The 15,534-nt window shown below is 71.7% G+C and carries 14 protein-coding genes; 4 read left to right on the top strand and 10 right to left on the bottom strand.

Going from position 1 to position 15,534, the window contains the following annotated elements; genetic code table 11:
- The first annotated feature begins 5 nt into the window (after nt 1-5).
- Complete coding sequence (locus AB0F62_RS24950; RefSeq protein ID WP_361803145.1) at nt 6-713, top strand: LON peptidase substrate-binding domain-containing protein; 708 nt, start codon at nt 6-8, stop codon at nt 711-713.
- A gap of 17 nt (nt 714-730) precedes the next feature.
- A complete protein-coding gene (gene ybaK / locus AB0F62_RS24945; protein ID WP_361803142.1) occupies nt 731-1,231 on the top strand; it encodes a Cys-tRNA(Pro) deacylase in 501 nt (166 codons plus the stop codon).
- Between the two features lie 155 nt (nt 1,232-1,386).
- Here ybaK and AB0F62_RS24940 read toward each other — a convergent pair whose 3' ends face one another.
- Both AB0F62_RS24940 and AB0F62_RS24935 read right to left on the bottom strand, forming a co-directional pair.
- Nucleotides 1,387-1,962 (bottom strand): ABC transporter permease, encoded by a 576-nt coding sequence (locus tag AB0F62_RS24940; RefSeq protein ID WP_361803284.1) that lies wholly within the window; start codon nt 1,960-1,962, stop codon nt 1,387-1,389.
- A 112-nt stretch (nt 1,963-2,074) separates the two neighbouring features.
- Nucleotides 2,075-2,791: an ABC transporter permease gene (locus AB0F62_RS24935; RefSeq protein ID WP_361803281.1), complete on the bottom strand. Its 717-nt coding sequence runs from the start codon at nt 2,789-2,791 to the stop codon at nt 2,075-2,077.
- 113 nt (nt 2,792-2,904) lie between these two features.
- On the opposite strand from AB0F62_RS24935, the gene AB0F62_RS24930 reads away from it, so the two are divergent.
- Entirely contained in the window at nt 2,905-3,045 is a 141-nt protein-coding gene (locus AB0F62_RS24930) for a chaplin family protein (protein ID WP_361803278.1), read from the top strand.
- Here the strand turns inward: AB0F62_RS24930 and AB0F62_RS24925 are convergent.
- Nucleotides 3,000-4,013: an ABC transporter ATP-binding protein gene (locus AB0F62_RS24925; RefSeq protein WP_361803139.1), complete on the bottom strand. Its 1,014-nt coding sequence runs from the start codon at nt 4,011-4,013 to the stop codon at nt 3,000-3,002. The genes AB0F62_RS24930 and AB0F62_RS24925 overlap by 46 nt on opposite strands.
- Before the next feature lie 61 nt (nt 4,014-4,074).
- Entirely contained in the window at nt 4,075-5,322 is a 1,248-nt protein-coding gene (locus AB0F62_RS24920; RefSeq protein ID WP_361803136.1) for an NYN domain-containing protein, read from the bottom strand.
- A gap of 204 nt (nt 5,323-5,526) precedes the next feature.
- Here AB0F62_RS24920 and AB0F62_RS24915 point away from each other — a divergent pair, with 204 nt between their 5' ends.
- Nucleotides 5,527-5,700, top strand: a complete 174-nt coding sequence (locus tag AB0F62_RS24915; protein WP_361803133.1) for a hypothetical protein — start codon at nt 5,527-5,529, stop codon at nt 5,698-5,700.
- A gap of 89 nt (nt 5,701-5,789) precedes the next feature.
- On the opposite strand, the gene dnaE is transcribed toward AB0F62_RS24915, so the two are convergent.
- The 6 genes from dnaE to AB0F62_RS24885 form a co-directional block, all read right to left on the bottom strand.
- Entirely contained in the window at nt 5,790-9,368 is a 3,579-nt protein-coding gene (gene dnaE / locus AB0F62_RS24910; RefSeq protein WP_361803130.1) for a DNA polymerase III subunit alpha, read from the bottom strand.
- A 136-nt stretch (nt 9,369-9,504) separates the two neighbouring features.
- On the bottom strand, nt 9,505-10,485 hold the full coding sequence (locus AB0F62_RS24905; protein WP_361803127.1) for a zinc metalloprotease: 981 nt from the start codon (nt 10,483-10,485) through the stop codon (nt 9,505-9,507).
- A 287-nt stretch (nt 10,486-10,772) separates the two neighbouring features.
- Nucleotides 10,773-12,437: an alkaline phosphatase D family protein gene (locus AB0F62_RS24900; RefSeq protein WP_361803124.1), complete on the bottom strand. Its 1,665-nt coding sequence runs from the start codon at nt 12,435-12,437 to the stop codon at nt 10,773-10,775.
- A 127-nt stretch (nt 12,438-12,564) separates the two neighbouring features.
- The gene (locus AB0F62_RS24895) at nt 12,565-13,371 is read right to left on the bottom strand and encodes a DsbA family protein (RefSeq protein WP_361803121.1); all 807 of its coding nucleotides are present in this window, start codon (nt 13,369-13,371) and stop codon (nt 12,565-12,567) included.
- Nucleotides 13,372-13,424: 53 nt separating this feature from the next.
- Entirely contained in the window at nt 13,425-14,066 is a 642-nt protein-coding gene (locus AB0F62_RS24890; protein ID WP_361803118.1) for a hypothetical protein, read from the bottom strand.
- Nucleotides 14,067-14,139: 73 nt separating this feature from the next.
- On the bottom strand, nt 14,140-15,456 hold the full coding sequence (locus AB0F62_RS24885; RefSeq protein WP_361803115.1) for a DUF2252 domain-containing protein: 1,317 nt from the start codon (nt 15,454-15,456) through the stop codon (nt 14,140-14,142).
- Nucleotides 15,457-15,534: the final 78 nt, after the last annotated feature.

Raw genomic sequence — 15,534 nt, 5'->3', positions numbered from 1 at the left:
TGACCGTGACCGCTCGTCTTCCGCTCTTCCCGCTCGGCTCCGTGCTCTTCCCCGGGCTCGTGCTGCCGCTGAACGTCTTCGAGGAGCGGTACCGCGCCCTCTTCCGCGATCTGCTGGCCCTGCCGGAGGACGCACCGCGCCGGTTCGGCGTCGTGGCGATCCGGGACGGTCACGAGGTGGCCCCCGCGGGCGCCGACCAGGCCACGGCCGGTCTCGCGCCGGATCTGTCCGGCGCGCTGTACACGCTGGGCTGTACGGCCGACGCGGCGACGATCGGGGAGCGCGAGAACGGCGGCTTCGACGTCGTGGCGACCGGCACGACGCGCTTCCGGCTGCTGTCGGTGGACGCCTCGGGGCCGTACCTGGTCGGTGAGGTCGAGGAGGTGCCGGAGGAGCCCGGCACCGGGTCCGGTGCGCTGGCGGCCGGAGTGGCCCGGGCCTTCCGGACCTACCAGAAGCGGCTGGCCGGGGCCCGGGAGCGGAGCCTGGCCGGGAACCAGGAGCTGCCGGACGACCCGACCGTGCTGTCGTACCTGGTGGCGGCCGCGACCGTCGCCGACACACCCGCCAAGCAGCACCTGCTGGAGGCTCCGGACACGGCGGCCCGCCTGGAGCGCGAGCTGCGGCTGCTGCGCCGCGAGGCCGCGGTCATCGACAAGCTCCAGACCCTGCCCGCCGTGGACCTGACCCGTCAGGTCCCCAGCCCGAACTGACGTATCCTCACAGCGCCATGGCCAAGAAGAAGCAGTCATCGTCGGGCGGAACGCCCGCCACCGTCGCCCTGGAGAAGGCGGGCGCCGCCTTCACCGTGCACGCCTACGCCCATGACCCCGCCTCGGAGCTCGGCTACGGGGAGGAGGCGGCGCAGGCGCTGGGCACCTCCCCCGACCGCGTCTTCAAGACCCTGGTCGCCGAGGTCGACGGGGCGCTGACCGTCGCCGTCGTCCCCGTCGTGGGATCGCTCGACCTCAAGGCGCTCGCCTCCGCGGCCGGCGGGAAGCGCGCGGGCATGGCGGACCCGGCCGCCGCCGAGCGGACCACCGGCTACGTGCGGGGCGGCATCTCGCCGCTGGGGCAGCGCAAGCGGCTGCGGACCGTCGTGGACGCCTCCGCGCTGGAGCACCCCACGGTGTTCGTCTCGGCGGGCAAACGCGGACTGGAGGTGGAGCTCGCGCCGCGGGACCTGGTGGGGCTCACCGACGCCGTCGTCGCGCCGATCGGGCGCGCCTGACCCCTGGACGGCGGGGCCTCGCGGGCGCACGCTGCCCGGAGGCACACCCGGCCCAGGGGAGGTCCCATGTCCAAGCGCACGCGCAAGCGGAAGTGGCGGATCAAGAAGCGCAGGGCCAATCACGGCAGGCGCCCGGCCTGACCTCCGGGCCCCGCTCAGGCACCCGGGAGCGGTGGCGGTGGCGGTGCGTCCCAGCGCGGGACGGAGTGCTCCTCGTCGCGCGGGCCGAAGGCCGTGGTCAGCAGGAGATGGGTGAGGACGGCCCCTATGGGCCAGGCCAGGAGGGCGCCCTTGGCCTGCAGCGCGAGGGGGCCGTCGAAGACCGTCTTCACGCCGACCGCCCTGGCGTGCGCGATCAGGTCCCCGGTGGGACCGAGCCACACGCCCAGCCGCCAGGCAAGAACCGAACCCAGCACCGCGCCGGCGGCCATGCCGAGGACGATTCCCACGCCCCCGCGCCGGTGCCGCCAGAACACGACGGCGCCGGTCAGGACACCGATGGCCAGCGCCAGCAGGACGAAGGTGCCGTCGGCCCCGACGGCCTGCTCCCCCTCGGTGTCCTTGAGGTAGACCGCCTTGCCGTCGGAGACGAGCGGGATCCGCGGCGCGAGCCACAGCCACAGCAACCCGAGCACCACGCCCGCCACGGCCACGAGCAGTGCGGTCAGCGCGCCGCTCTTGAGCTCCCGGACGGGGTCCATGCGCTTCTCCTGCTCCGGGAACGGCGGCAGCGGCGCGGGCGGCCAGTGATCATGAGGGGTCAGGGGTGCGGTCACCCTGCCATCGTGCCAGGTCCGTCCGCGGCATGCGCCACCGGCACCTGACCGGCACCGAGCCCTCGGGTCACCGGCAGGCCGCCCGGCGGTACGCCCAGGTGGCCACCGCCAGCGAGGCCAGGCCCACGGCCGCGCACACCGAGAGGTCGGCGGTGACCGCCAGCCAGTCGGGCCGGGCGTCGAAGCTGCGGATGAACGCCTCGACACCGTAGGTCGACGGCAGCAGGTCCCGTACGAAGCCGATCGGCGCGGGGAGGTTCTCCGCCGGCAGCACGCCCAGCAGCAGCGCCGCGGACATGCCGAGCTGACCGGCCAGCGTGGCCAGCTCCTGGCGCGGCGCCAGCAGCCCGAGCGCCGCGCCCAGCCCGGACAGCGCCGCCCCCGCCAGCGGGATGACCGCGGCGAGGATCCACAGATGGGCGAACGGCAACTGGAACAGCGCGCAGCCGATCCCCGCCGTCACCAGCGTCCCGGGCACGGTGAAGGACGCGTAGGCGCCCGCGGCGCCGAGCACCACGGCCGCCGGGGGCACCGGCAGGGTCGCGTAGTGGTCCAGGCCGCCCGAGGCGCGCAGCTGCCCGAAGTACTGGGCGAGCAGGTTGAGCGCCACGAAGGCCACGACCAGCACGCTCGATCCGGCGACCACCGCGCGCGCGGCCGGGCCGCCGTCGACGACCCCGCGCATCATGATCATGATGCCGACCGACTGGAAGGTCGCCACGAACAGCAGTGGGATCCGGGCGACCTTCGCCCGGGACAGCTGCGCCCGGTACACCGCCGCCATCGAGGGCAGCAGCCGGGCGCGCGGCGCCAGCTCCGCGGCCGGCTCGCCGAGGGGGGCGACGGGCGCCGCCGGTGCCGCCGTACGGGTGTCCGCTCCCGCGGAGATGATCGTCACTGCGCGCCGCCCCGCTGCGCGGTGCCGCGCACGTCCAGGTTCCCGTTCACGTTCCGGTCCACGTCCAGGGTCACGGCTCCGCCGTTGCCGCCGTTCACGCCTTGACCAACCCCTTCCGCCGGCCGCCGAGCGCCAGGTAGACATCCTCCAGGCTGGGCGCCGTCAGGGTGAAATCGTCGAGCGCGGCGAAGGCCGGCCCGCCGGTGAGCTCGGCGACCACGGTACGGGCCCGCTGCTGGGGCAGTCGCAGCGTCCAGCGGCGCCCGGTGATCGCCGCGTCGGCCCGGAGGGCCGCCACCTCGGGCAGGGTCGTCGGCGGCTCGTCCCGCCACACCAGGTCCAGCCGGACGTCGTCGGCCACCAGCGCCTTCAGCCCGGCCGGGGTGTCACAGGCGATGACCCGGCCGTCGTCGATGACGGCGACCCGGTCCAGCACCGTCTCCGCCTCGATCACGTTGTGGGTGACCAGCAGCACCGTGGTGCCGCGCTCGGCGCGCCGCCGGTCGACGGCCGCCCACACCGCGCGCCGGGCGACCGGGTCCATGGCGGTGGTCGGCTCGTCCAGCACGAGCACCGGCCGCTCCCCCACCAGTGCGGCGGCGAAGCAGGCCAGCCGCCGCTCCCCGCCCGACAGCTTCTTCAGCGGCCGCCCGGCCAGGGCGGTCAGATCCAGCTCCTCCAGGACGGCGTCCCGCTCGGCGCGCGCGGCCCTGGCGTCCAGTCCGCGCAGCCGGCCGGTGGTCTCGGCGGCGAGGGCGACGGTCAGCTCGTCCAGCGCGCTCGACTCCTGGCCGAGGTAGCCGACCAGCCGCGCCGCGCGCTCCGGGTGCCGCACGAGGTCGTGCCCGAGCATCTGGACGGTGCCCGCGTCGGGGCGCAGCAGCCCCGTCAACTGGCGCACCAGGGTGGTCTTCCCGGCGCCGTTGGGGCCGAGCAGCCCGAAGATCTCGCCGCCCCGGACGTCCAGGTCGATGCCGTCGTTGGCCCGCACCGGCGGGGTCGCGGCTGCGCGCCGCCCCCGCCCGGCCGGATAGGTCTTCACCAGCCCGCGCACGGTCACCACCCTCGCCGTCCGCGCGGTGGCGCCCTGTTCCGTGCCCGTACTCACGAGGATCGAGACTACGCTCCATCCCGCCCCGGACGTGCCTCAGGGTCCGGTCCGGGCGCGCTCACTCCCCCGCTGGGGCCCTCGCGACGACCGCGCGGGCGTCGATCTCGCGCCAGAAGCCCGCCCGGATGGCGTAGCGGTCGTGCTCGTCGATCTGGTCGTCCTTGTGGGCCAGCAGGCCGAACCGGGCGGCGTAGCGCAGCAGCTCACCGTCGATGCGGTGCGGGACCCGCGGGTACTCGGCGGAGAGCAATTGCAGATGGGACGTCTCGGTGAGCCGGCCGATCCAGCGCCGGGCGAAGACCTGGCCGACCTCGTACGGGTCGCCGCTGACGGCGGTGATGTCCTCCTCGCGGTCCGCCCAGCGCTGTTCGGCGCTGGTGAGCTGGGCCAGCGTCGGCAGGCCCGGGTCGGCGGACTCGGTGCCGCCGACCAGTCCCCGGTCGGAGGACCAGCGCAGGGTGGCGCCGGTGGCGGACGGGGACGAGGGGTGCGGCGCGGAGTGGCCGCGGTGGACGATGCCGGCGACGTCCTTGGGGGTGGGCATCACACTTTTGCCGGCCGCGGCCGCGGGAGCTCCGGTGACCGGGCCGGCGCCGTTCCGCTCCGCGGTGACGAGCGAGGGCGTGGCGGCGGGGGGCTCCGCGGGCTGGTCGGCCACGGGCTGCGGCTTGGCCGCCTGGGCGGGCTCGGGCAGGGGCGCGGAGAGGATGGCGGCGATCTCGGGGCGCGGGGTGAGCGGCGCGCAGACGCCGGCGGGCTCGCGCACCTGAATGGCCCTGGTGATCCACTCCCGGTCCAGGACGCGGCGTTCGTCGGCCTCGGCGACCAGGTCCTCGGACTGGTTGAAGTCGCCGTCGGCGGCCTGCACGGCCCACAGGTGGACGGCGACGCCGTGCTCCTTCGCCGACATCATGCCGGGCAGCAGGTCGCCGTCGCCGGTGACCAGGACGACGTCGGAGCAGGCGCGGTTGCGGGCCAGCTCGGAGAGCTCGGCGTGCATGGCCGCGTCGACGCCCTTCTGGGCCCAGCGGCCGTCGGTCCGGGTCAGCGCGCCGAGGCGGACGGTCACCCGGGGCATCACCCGAAGCCTCCTGTGCTCCGGTTGGGGGACGCGGTCCGGGGCGCCGTCGAACCAGTAGATCCGCAGCAGCGGCTGGCCCGTCTCCTTCTCGGCGCGCTCCCGCAGACCGGCGACGATCTCGGTGTGGTCGACCGTGATCCGGGACCGGGAGGGCTCTCCGGCGAGGAGGCTCGCGGCGGCGCCGAGCAGGTAACCGGCGTCCACGAGGACGACGCAGCGGTCCATCGGTCTCACCCTCTTCTCCGAAAGTCCTGCCGTCCGTCCCCCCGGTAACACTGTTGCCCCGAGTCTGCCCGAACACCGGGGCGTTGTGACCGGTTACGCGATCACCGGCGCGCCACACTCTGCAACTGCCCGAAATGCGAGCTTCGTACTCCCGTGCAAGCCTGAGTGCGGCCCATCATCCGAGATTTCCCCCAAGGAGGAATCGTGGGCAAGAACAAGAACCGGGGCGAACGTACCGGCCAGCACCATGACCGCAGCGCCGCGACCACCGAAGAGCACGCGAAGAGCGCTGCCGGACGCGAGCAGATGGCGATGACGGCCCCGGGCGCCGAACCGCACGTGTCGCAGAAGCGGCAGAAGAAGTTCGGCCACAACTAGCGCGCGGGCGCCGGTCGCTCATGAACGAGGGTGGCACCCCGGACGGGGTGCCACCCTCGACGTTCATCTGCCCCCGGTACGGAGGGTGATCAGCCGGCCTGCTGCTGTGCGGAGGCGAGACAGGCGGGGCCCAGGAGGGCCTTGAGGTCACCGAAGAGTGCCGGGTCGGGAGTGACGCGGTGCCGGTCGAGTCGCAGCAACGTCGTCTTGCGGGCGCCCTGCAGTCGCACCCGGACCTCGGTGCTCCCCTTGTGACTGGCGAGGACCTCGCCGAGGCGGGCGACCAGCGGCGGGGTCACCTTGACCGTCGGGATGGAGATGGTCACCGGGGCGTTCGTCCCGGCGTCCGTGAGGTCGGGGACCATCAGCTCCATCGCCACCAGGCGCGGGACGTCCTCGCGCTTGTCGAGCCGTCCCTTGACGAAGACGACGGCGTCCTCGACGAGCTGGGTCGAGATCAACTGGTACGTGGCCGGGAAGAACATGCAGTCGATGGAGCCGCCCAGGTCCTCGACGGTGGCGATGGCCCACGCGTTGCCCTGCTTGGTCATCTTGCGCTGAAGGCCGGAGATGATGCCGCCGATGGTGACGATCGAGCCGTCCGAGTAGTCGCCCGCGAGGGCCGAGACGGACGCGTCCGCCTTGTCGTTGAGGACGTGCTCGATGCCGAAGAGCGGGTGGTCGGAGACGTACAGGCCGAGCATCTCGCGCTCCTGCGCGAGGAGGTACGTCTTGTCCCACTCGAGGTCGGAGAACGTGACGTCGAGGCCGAAGCCCGGCTCGTCGCCCGCGGCCTCGTCGCCCATGCCGCCGAAGAGGTCGAACTGCCCCTCGGCCTCCTTGCGCTTGACCGCGACCACGTTGTCGATCATCGGCTCGTAGTGCTCGGTGAGGCCCTTGCGGGTGTGCCCCATCTCGTCGTACGCGCCGGCCTTGATGAGCGATTCGACGGTCCGCTTGTTGCAGACCACCGCCTCGACCTTGTCCAGGAAGTCGGGGAAGGAGGTGTACTTCCCCTTGGCCTTGCGGCAGCGGATGATCGATTCGACCACGTTCTGGCCGACGTTGCGGACGGCGGTGAGGCCGAACAGGATGACGTCGTCGCCCTGCGCGGTGAAGTTCGAGTCCGACTCGTTCACGTTCGGCGGGAGCACCTTGATGCCCATGCGGCGGCACTCGTTGAGGTAGATCGCCGACTTGTCCTTGTCGTCGCGCACCGAGGTGAGCAGCGCCGCCATGTACTCGGCCGGGTAGTTGGCCTTGAGGTAGGCGGTCCAGTACGAGACCAGGCCGTAGGCGGCGGAGTGCGCCTTGTTGAAGGCGTAGCCGGCGAACGGCACCAGGACGTCCCAGAGCGCCTGGATCGACTCGTCGCTGTAGCCGTTCTTCCGGGCGCCCTCCTGGAAGATGGTGAAGTTCTTCGCCAGTTCCTCGGGCTTCTTCTTTCCCATGACGCGGCGGAGGATGTCGGCCTCGCCGAGGGAGTACCCGGCGATGATCTGCGCGGCCTTCTGCACCTGCTCCTGGTACACGATCAGGCCGTAGGTGACGTCGAGGACCTCCTTGAGGGGCGCCTCGAGCTCCGCGTGGATCGGGGTGATCTCCTGCTGCTTGTTCTTCCGCAGCGCGTAGTTGATGTGCGAGTTCATGCCCATCGGGCCCGGCCGGTAGAGGGCCGAGACGGCGGAGATGTCCTCGAAGTTGTCGGGCTTCATCATGCGCAGCAGGGAGCGCATGGGGCCGCCGTCGAACTGGAAGACGCCGAGGGTGTCGCCCCGGCCCAGCAGCTCGAAGGTCTTGGGGTCGTCGAAGGGCAGGGCCAGCAGCTCGATGTCGACGCCCTTGTTGGCCTTCACCAGCTTGACGGCGTCGTCCATGATCGTCAGGTTGCGCAGGCCCAGGAAGTCCATCTTCAGCAGGCCGAGCGACTCACAGCTCGGATAGTCCCACTGCGTGATGGTGACGCCGTCGGAGTGCCGCACCCAGACCGGGGCGTGGTCGACGATCGGCTCGCTGGACATGATCACGCCGGCGGCGTGCACGCCCATCTGCCGGACGAGGCCCTCGACGCCGCGGGCGAGGTCGATGACCTTCTTGGCGTCCGGCTCGTTCTCGTACATCCCGCGGATCTCGCCCGCCTCGCCGTAGCGCGGGTGCGTGGGATCGATGATGCCGTTCAGCGGGATGCCCTTGCCGAGGACGTCGGCGGGCATCGCCTTGGTGAGCCGGTCGCCGACCGCGTACGGGTAGCCCAGGACGCGGGCCGAGTCCTTGATCGCGTTCTTGGCCTTGATGGTGCCGTAGGTGCCGATCATGGCGACCTTGTCGGCGCCGTACTTCTCCGTGACGTACCGGATCACCTCGGCGCGCCGGCGCTCGTCGAAGTCGATGTCGACATCGGGCATGGAGATGCGCTCGGGGTTGAGGAAGCGCTCGAAGATCAGGCCGTGGTCGATCGGGTCGAGGTCGGTGATGCCCATGGCGTACGCGACGATCGAACCGGCCGCGGAGCCTCGTCCGGGGCCGACGGCGATGCCGTTGTTCTTGGCCCACATGATGAAGTCGGCGACCACGAGGAAGTAGCCGGGGAACCCCATCTGGATGATGGTGTCCATCTCGTACTCGACCTGCTTCATCCGGTCGTCCGGGATGCCCCCGGGGTAGCGGCGCTGCATGCCGCGCATGGTCTCCTCGCGGAACCAGGTGATCTCGGTGTACCCCTCGGGGACCTCGAAGCGCGGCATCAGGTTGCGCGCCTGGAACATGCCGTCGGTGTCCACCTGCTGCGCGACGAGCAGCGTGGTGTTGCGGCAGCCCTCCTGCCAGGCGTCGGAGGAGTCGATGCCGAGCATCTCGTCCGTCGTCTTCAGGTAGTAGCCGGTGCCGTCGAAGCGGAAGCGGTCCGGGTCGGAGACGTTCTTGCCGGTCTGGATGCACAGCAGCGCGTCGTGGGCCTCGGCCTCGCTCGCGTAGGTGTAGTGCGAGTCGTTGGTGACGACCGGGGGGATGCCGAGCTTCTTGCCGATCTCCAGCAGCCCGTCGCGGACCCGGCGCTCGATCTCGATGCCGTGGTCCATCAGCTCCAGGAAGTACCGCTCCTTGCCGAAGATGTCCTGGTACTCGGCGGCGGCCTTCACCGCCTCGTCGAACTGGCCGAGGCGGAGCCTGGTCTGCACCTCGCCCGAGGGGCAGCCGGTGGAGGCCATCAGGCCCTCCGACCACTGGGCGATGGTCTCCTTGTCCATGCGCGGGTACTTGGTGAGCCAGCCCTCGGCGTAGGCGTCGGAGGAGAGCCGGAAGAGGTTGTGCAGACCCGTCGCGTTCGCCGCCCAGATCGTCTTGTGCAGATACGAACCGGAGGCCGAGACGTCGTCCCGCTTCTGGTGCGGCTGGCCCCAGGTGACCTTCCGCTTGTTCCGCCGGGACTCCGGCGCCACGTACGCCTCGATCCCGATGATCGGCGTGATCCCGGCGCCCTTGGCCTGATGGAAGAAGTCGTACGCCCCGTGCAGGTTGCCGTGGTCGGTCATGGCGATATGCGTCATGCCCATCTCACCGCAGGCCTTGAACATGTCCTTGAGCCGCGCCGCTCCGTCGAGGAGGGAGTACTGGGTGTGGACATGCAGGTGGGTGAACGGCGTGGTCACGGGAAGCGACACCTCCGGCATCGGTCGTCATCTGGCGGCGTTGGAATCCTACGCCGGGGGTCCGACAGCCGATGCCATTCCCCGCGCGCCCGGCCGCGGGCGGCCGGGCGTCCGCGACCGGCCGGCCCCGTGTCCGGCCGGGCGCGGACGGTGAGCGTCAGCTCGCCCGGTAGGCGGTCCAGGAGCTCTTCATACGGCTCACCTGGCCGGCGGTGAACTGGTACATGCAGGAGTCGTAGGTGTAGTCCATGAAGTTGTGGATCGGGTCCGCCCCGCTCGCCGTGCAGGTGTCTCGGCCGGTCGGGCAGGCGGTGGCGGCGGTCTTCTCGGCGGGCGTGTCGGAGACGTAGTCGCCGTTGGCGCCGCAGCCGCCCTGGAAGGTGTGGTACAGGCCCATCCAGTGGCCGACCTCGTGGGTGGCGGTGTCGCCCTGGTTGTAGTTGGTGGCGGAGCCGCCCGGGACGGACGCGTCGAGGATGACGACGCCGTCGTCCTTGGGGTTGCCGGCGTACCAGCTCGGGAAGGTGGCCCAGCCGAGCAGGTCGTCCTGGAGGTTGGCCGAGTAGATGTTCAGCGCGCTCGCGCCGCCCTTGCGGAGGCTGGTCTTCATCAAGGTCTCGGCCGAGGAGCCCTCGGTCAGGTTGTACCAGGCGGCCTTGTCGGTGTAGTCCGTCGCGACCAGCGAGAACTGGAAGCCGGAGTCGACGTTGCCGGTGCCCTGGCCGGCGTAGGCCGCGTTGAGCACGGATATCTGGCCGGCGATGGCGGCGGCGCTGAGCTTGCCGGTGCTGCCGCTGTGGATGACGTGCCAGTAGACCGGGATGGTCGTCGTCGCGGCGGCGGCAGCGGCGGCCCGGGAGCCCTTGCTCTCGGCCTTGATCTTCGCCACGCGCTTCTTCAGGTCCGCGTCCATCGCCTTGGCGGTGGCGTCGCTGATGGCGTTGGGCTCGTGGGCGGTGGAGCCCTTCATCTTGCGGGCCGCGGCGTCGCCGCTGTCCGCGCACTGCTCGGCGGGGGTTCTCGCGTGCGCGGAGGCGCTGCTCACGGTGGCCGTCGCGCCGGTGAGGGGAAGCAGGGCCAGGGTTCCGGCCACGGCGGCGAGACCGACGAGACGGCGGGAACGGGGGGTGCGTGACATGTGGGGGCACTCCTCGTGGGACGTACGGGAGGAATTTCCTCCTCGCCGCCCGGAGGTTATGTGTCCATGCCAGAACCGGTGCAGCCCTCTTCCGGCCCATTGCCGGACAGAGGGTAATCCCTAGACAACGAAGGACCCTTGAGGGTCCGCGCCCGCCGGGGCAACACCCTCGAAACACGGAGCGGGCGGTGTGTCCGGATTCGGACCCGGGACACCCCACCGCCCGCCCCGCGCCGACCTGCCCCCGCACGGCGCGGGGGGTTGGCCGGAAATCGACGATCGGAGGCTCAGCGTACCGGCGAGTAGACCCGCTCGACCTTCTGCGTGCCGGACCGGGTGCGGTACGAACGCTCCCAGGTGGAACCGGTGTTCGGGTCGGTCCGGTCGGAGAGCGCGTAGTAGTCCATCTGCGCCCGCTCGCCGGTGACGTCCAGTACGCCGTAGCCGTGGGAGTCCATGTCCAGCCACTTCACATGGCGGTTGGCGGCCTGGATCGCGGCCTCCGCGACCGTGGAGACCGTGTTCGGGGCGACCTTGAGGATGTCGTCCAGGTTGTCGGAGGTGACCGAGGTGACCACGAACTCGGTCGCGGCGGAGGCCGAGAGCGGATAGGTGGCCGCCTTCACCGGTACGTCGTTCGCCCAGGCCATGTGGATGTCCCCGGTCAGGAAGACGGTGTTCCCGATGGCGTTGTCCCGCAGATGGGCCAGGAGTTCGCGGCGGTCGTCGGTGTAGCCGTCCCACTGGTCGACGTTGACCGCCAGGCCCTCGGCGGGCAGGCCGAGCAGCTTCGCCAGCGGCGCCAGCAGGTGGTCGGGCAGCGCGCCGAAGGCCACCGGCGAGATCATCACCGAGTTGCCGATCAGCCGCCAGGTGGTGTCCGAGGCCTTCAGGCCGGCCTTCAGCCAGTCCAGTTGGGCCCGGCCGGTGAGCGTGCGGTCCGGGTCGTCCACCGAGCCGCTGCCGATCGCGGCCTGCCGCGAGCGGAAGGAGCGCAGGTCCAGCAGGGACAGGTCGGCCAGCCTGCCGAAGCGCAGGCGCCGGTAGGTGGTGCCGGCGATCGAGGGGCGTACCGGCATCCACTCGAAGTAGGCCTGCTTGGCGGCGGCCACGCGGGCCGCCCAGGCGCCCTCCGCGCCCTCGGTGTGGTTCTCGGCGCCGCCGGACCAGGCGTCGTTGGCGAACTCGTGGTCGTCCCAGATCGCCACGACCGGGGCCGCGGCGTGCAGCGCCTGCAGGTCGGCGTCGGTCTTGTAGCGGCCGTGGCGGGTGCGGTAGTCGGCGAGCGTGACGATCTCGTGGGCGGGCGCGTGCGGGCGGACCACGGTGCCGCGGGCCGCGTAGCCGCCGGAGGCGTACTCGTAGAGGTAGTCGCCCAGGTGCAGCCAGGCGTCCAGGTCGCCGCGCGCGGCCAGGTGCCGGTACGAGGCGAAGTACCCGGCCTCCCAGTTGGCGCAGGAGACCACCCCGAAGCGCAGCCGGTCGGCGGTGGCGTTCTCGGCGGGCGCGGTGCGGGTACGGCCGGCCGGCGAGGTCACACCGCCGGCGGTGAAGCGGTACCAGTAGTCGGTGGCGGGCTGCAGGCCGCGCACATCGGCCTTGACGGTGTGGTCGGCGTCCGCGGTCGCGGTCGCCGTGCCGGTCGCCACGACGGAGGTGAACGCCTTGTCCCTGGCGACGGCCCAGCCCACCTCGGTCGCGGGGCCGAGCCCGGAACCCGGGACGGCCTCGGGGGCGGGCGTCACCCGGGTCCACAGCAGGACGCCGTCGGGCAGCGGGTCGCCGGAGGCCACACCGTGCAGGAAGACGGGGGCCGCGGCGGCGGACGCGGGGGCGGCGGTGCCGGCCAGCGGTATGAGCGCGGCGCCGGTCACGACGGCGCCGGCCTTGACGACCGCGCGGCGGCTCGGTGTTCTCGATGGGGTCTGTGAGGGTGCAGAGGTATCGGTCACGGGGCGTCAGATTACGCGCCGGTAACCCCTTTCCGGGACCGAATGCACAAGAGTTCGGAACGACTTCGCCCTCCGGTCCCCGGCAGGACGCCGGGGACCGGAGGGCGAGGCGGGCCGAGGGCCAGTGCTATCCCTTGCCGATGATCTGGTCGACCGCTGCGGTGAACTGGTCGGCGGTCATCGCCTGCACGTTGTCGATGGGCTTGTCGTCGAGCTTCACGGTCGGCGTCGCGCTGATGCCGTCGGCGGTGAACTGCTTGTCCATGGTCAGCGCCCACTTGTCGTAGGTGCCGTTGCGGACCGCGTTCTCGAAGGTCTTGTTGCCCTTGAGCGCGTCGACCTTCTGCGCCAGCTCGATCAGCTTGTCGGCGCTGCCGAAGTCGTCCTTGGTCTCCTCGGGGTGGACGTCCTTGGAGTAGAGCAGCGTGTGGTACTGGACGAACGCGTCCTTGCTGACGTTCAGCGCGGCGCCCAGCGCGCTCAGCGCCTTCTTCGAGCCCTGCCCCTGGGCGAGACGGTCGTCGAGGAAGGCACCCATGGTGTACGAGATCTTGTACTTGCCGTCCTTGGCGTCCTTCTGGACGGTCTCGCCGGAGGTCTGCTCGAACTGCGCGCAGACCGGGCAGCGCAGGTCCTCGTACACCTTCAGCGTGTGCTTGGCGTTCTCGTCGCCGATGACGATCGAGGTGCCGTTCTTGCCCGAGGAGTTGGCCGGCTTCACCAGCGGCTTGTCCGCCGCCTTCTCCCAGTAGGTGGGCGCGTTCATCTTGACGACGGCCACGGCTATCCCGGCGCCGAGGGCCAGCACGCCCAGGACGCTGCCGCCGACGACGAGCTGCCGCCGCAGCTTGTCCCGCTTCGCCTGGCGCTCGCGCTCGACGCGCAGCCGCTCGCGGGCGGCGGACTTGGCGGCCTGGCTGTTTCGCTTGCTCATGGTGGTGTGATCTCCGACTCGTGCGTACGTGGGTGAGGGGTGGTGCGCCCTGCTCAGCGGAAGCCGAGGCGGGCGGGCGGCCCTCGCCGTACGACGGAGTGCAGGAGCAGGGGCAGCGCCGGGACCGCCGCCAGGGGGCCGGCCGGACGGCGGCCGGCGGCGCCGCGCGGCTCGGCGGCCCTGAAGGCCGCCACCGCGACGAGCAGCGGCCGGAAGGCGGCGCGCAGCAGGCGGTGCAGGGCGTCCTCTCCGCCTCGCAGCCACCCGGCGGCGACCAGGCCGACGCAGACGTGCGCCAGGAGCAGCAGCCACGGCGAGGTCGTGGGGCCGGACACCCCCGGCGCCGTGGTGAGCGCGCCGCCGACGTCGCCGTGGCAGACCAGCGCCTCGTTGATCGAGCGCCACGAGCCGGTGACGGGCCCGCCGCCGGGCCCGTAGCAGGTGTGCTGGCCGGCGGTGAACAGCGTGTCGACGGCGAGTTCCAGCGGGACGAGCAGCCCGGCGATCAGCCAGTAGCCGCGCTCGCGGCGGCCGAGCGCGTACGCGACCGCGAAGACGGCCGCGAAGGCCCCCGCCGTGGTCGTCAGCGGCAGGGGCTCCCGCGAGAGCATGATGTGGGCGGTCGCGGACAGCGTGACGCACAGCGCGGCGAAGCATCCCGCGCGCAGTGCCCTCAGCCGTCCGTTCCCTTCCATGGCGCAGAGTGTGCCATGCCGGTGTGTAAGCAGTGCCTAAACCCGGGAACGACCGCCGCGACCGGCGCCCCGGTCAGAGCCCGGGGAACCGGCCGTTGCGGAACAGGTCCACGAAGATCTGGTGGTCGGCACGCGCCCTGGCCCCGTAGGAGTGGGCGAACTCCACCAGCATGTCGGCGAAGCCCTCCTCGTCCCGCGCGATGGCCGCGTCGATGGCGTCCTCCGTGGAGAACGGCACCAGGGAGTGCCCGCTCTCGTCGTCCGCCGCCGCGTGCATGCCGGCCGTGGCGCGGCCGAGGTCCGCGACGACGGCCTCTATCTGCTCCTGGTCGTCGATGTCCGACCAGTCCAGGTCCACCGCGTACGGCGACACCTCGGCGACCAGCTGGCCGACCCCGTCCAGCTCGGTCCAGCCCAGGTACGGGTCGGCGTGCGCCTGCAGCGCGCGCTGCGAGATCACGGTGCGGTGGCCTTCGTGGCGGAAGTAGCCGCGCACCGCGGGATCGGTGATGTGCCGGGAGACCGCCGGGGTCTGCCCCTGCTTCATGTAGATGACGACGTCGTTCTCCAGGGCGTCGGTGTGCCCCTCCAGGAGGATGTTGTACGAGGGCAGGCCCGCGCTGCCGATGCCCACGCCGCGGCGGCCCACGATGTCCTTGACCCGGTGGCTGTCCGGATTGATGCGGCTGGTCTCCGGAAGCGTGTCCAGGTACCCCTCGAAGGCGCGCAGCACCTTCTCCCGGGTGGCCGCGTCCAGCTCGACGGCGCCACCGCCCCCGGTGAAGCGGCGGTCCCAGGCGCGGATCTCGGTCATCGAGTCCAGCAGGCCGACGCGGGTCTCCGAGCGGGCGTGCCGCAGCGCGTCCAGCAGCGGGCCCCCGGCGGTGTCCAGGGTGAGCGGGGGGACGGCCTCGCCCTGGGCGAGCGCGCGGATGCGCTCGCGGTAGGCGGTGGCGTAGGTGCGCACCAGGCCGGAGATCACGTCGTCGGCCAGCGCCTTGCTGTAGCCGATCAGCGCTATGGAGGCGGCGAAGCGCTGCAGGTCCCAGGTGAAGGGGCCGACGTAGGCCTCGTCGAAGTCGTTGACGTTGAAGATCAGGCGGCCGTTGGCGTCCAGGTAGGTGCCGAAGTTCTCGGCGTGCAGGTCGCCGTGGATCCACACCCGGGAGGTGCGCTCGTCCAGGAACGAGCCGTCGTCCTTGGCGTCGGCCAGATCGGCGTAGTAGAGGCAGGCGGTGCCCCGGTAGAAGGCGAAAGCCGAGGCCGCCATCTTGCGGAACTTGACCCGGAACGCGGCCGGATCGGCGGCCAGCAGATCCCCGAACGCGGTGCCGAAGACCTCGAGGATCCGCTCGCCGCGCTCTTCGTCCGTCGTCATGCCTGTGGCCATCGGTGCCGTGCCTCCTGGGCTGGTCGGTGTCTGCCGGGTCAACCCAGGAGCGTACGCTCGCCCGCCCGGGCACGGACC

The sequence above is a fragment of the Streptomyces sp. NPDC026673 genome (assembly GCF_040638135.1).
In the GTDB taxonomy this organism is placed as follows: domain Bacteria; phylum Actinomycetota; class Actinomycetes; order Streptomycetales; family Streptomycetaceae; genus Actinacidiphila.
The sequence above is the reverse complement of the archived record's forward strand: the minus strand, read 5'-3'. Positions and strand labels throughout refer to the sequence as shown.

What these genes read in the sequence shown, in the direction of transcription:
- ybaK (WP_361803142.1), top strand. Translation starts at nt 731, where the DNA reads ATGGCCAAGAAGAAGCAGTCATCGTCGGGCGGAACGCCCGCCACCGTC.
- AB0F62_RS24935 (WP_361803281.1), bottom strand. Translation starts at nt 2,791, where the DNA reads ATGGCGGCGGTGTACCGGGCGCAGCTGTCCCGGGCGAAGGTCGCCCGG.
- AB0F62_RS24920 (WP_361803136.1), bottom strand. Translation starts at nt 5,322, where the DNA reads ATGGACCGCTGCGTCGTCCTCGTGGACGCCGGTTACCTGCTCGGCGCC.
- dnaE (WP_361803130.1), bottom strand. Translation starts at nt 9,368, where the DNA reads ATGCCGGAGGTGTCGCTTCCCGTGACCACGCCGTTCACCCACCTGCAT.
- AB0F62_RS24905 (WP_361803127.1), bottom strand. Translation starts at nt 10,485, where the DNA reads ATGTCACGCACCCCCCGTTCCCGCCGTCTCGTCGGTCTCGCCGCCGTG.
- AB0F62_RS24895 (WP_361803121.1), bottom strand. Translation starts at nt 13,371, where the DNA reads ATGAGCAAGCGAAACAGCCAGGCCGCCAAGTCCGCCGCCCGCGAGCGG.
- AB0F62_RS24890 (WP_361803118.1), bottom strand. Translation starts at nt 14,066, where the DNA reads ATGGAAGGGAACGGACGGCTGAGGGCACTGCGCGCGGGATGCTTCGCC.
- AB0F62_RS24885 (WP_361803115.1), bottom strand. Translation starts at nt 15,456, where the DNA reads ATGGCCACAGGCATGACGACGGACGAAGAGCGCGGCGAGCGGATCCTC.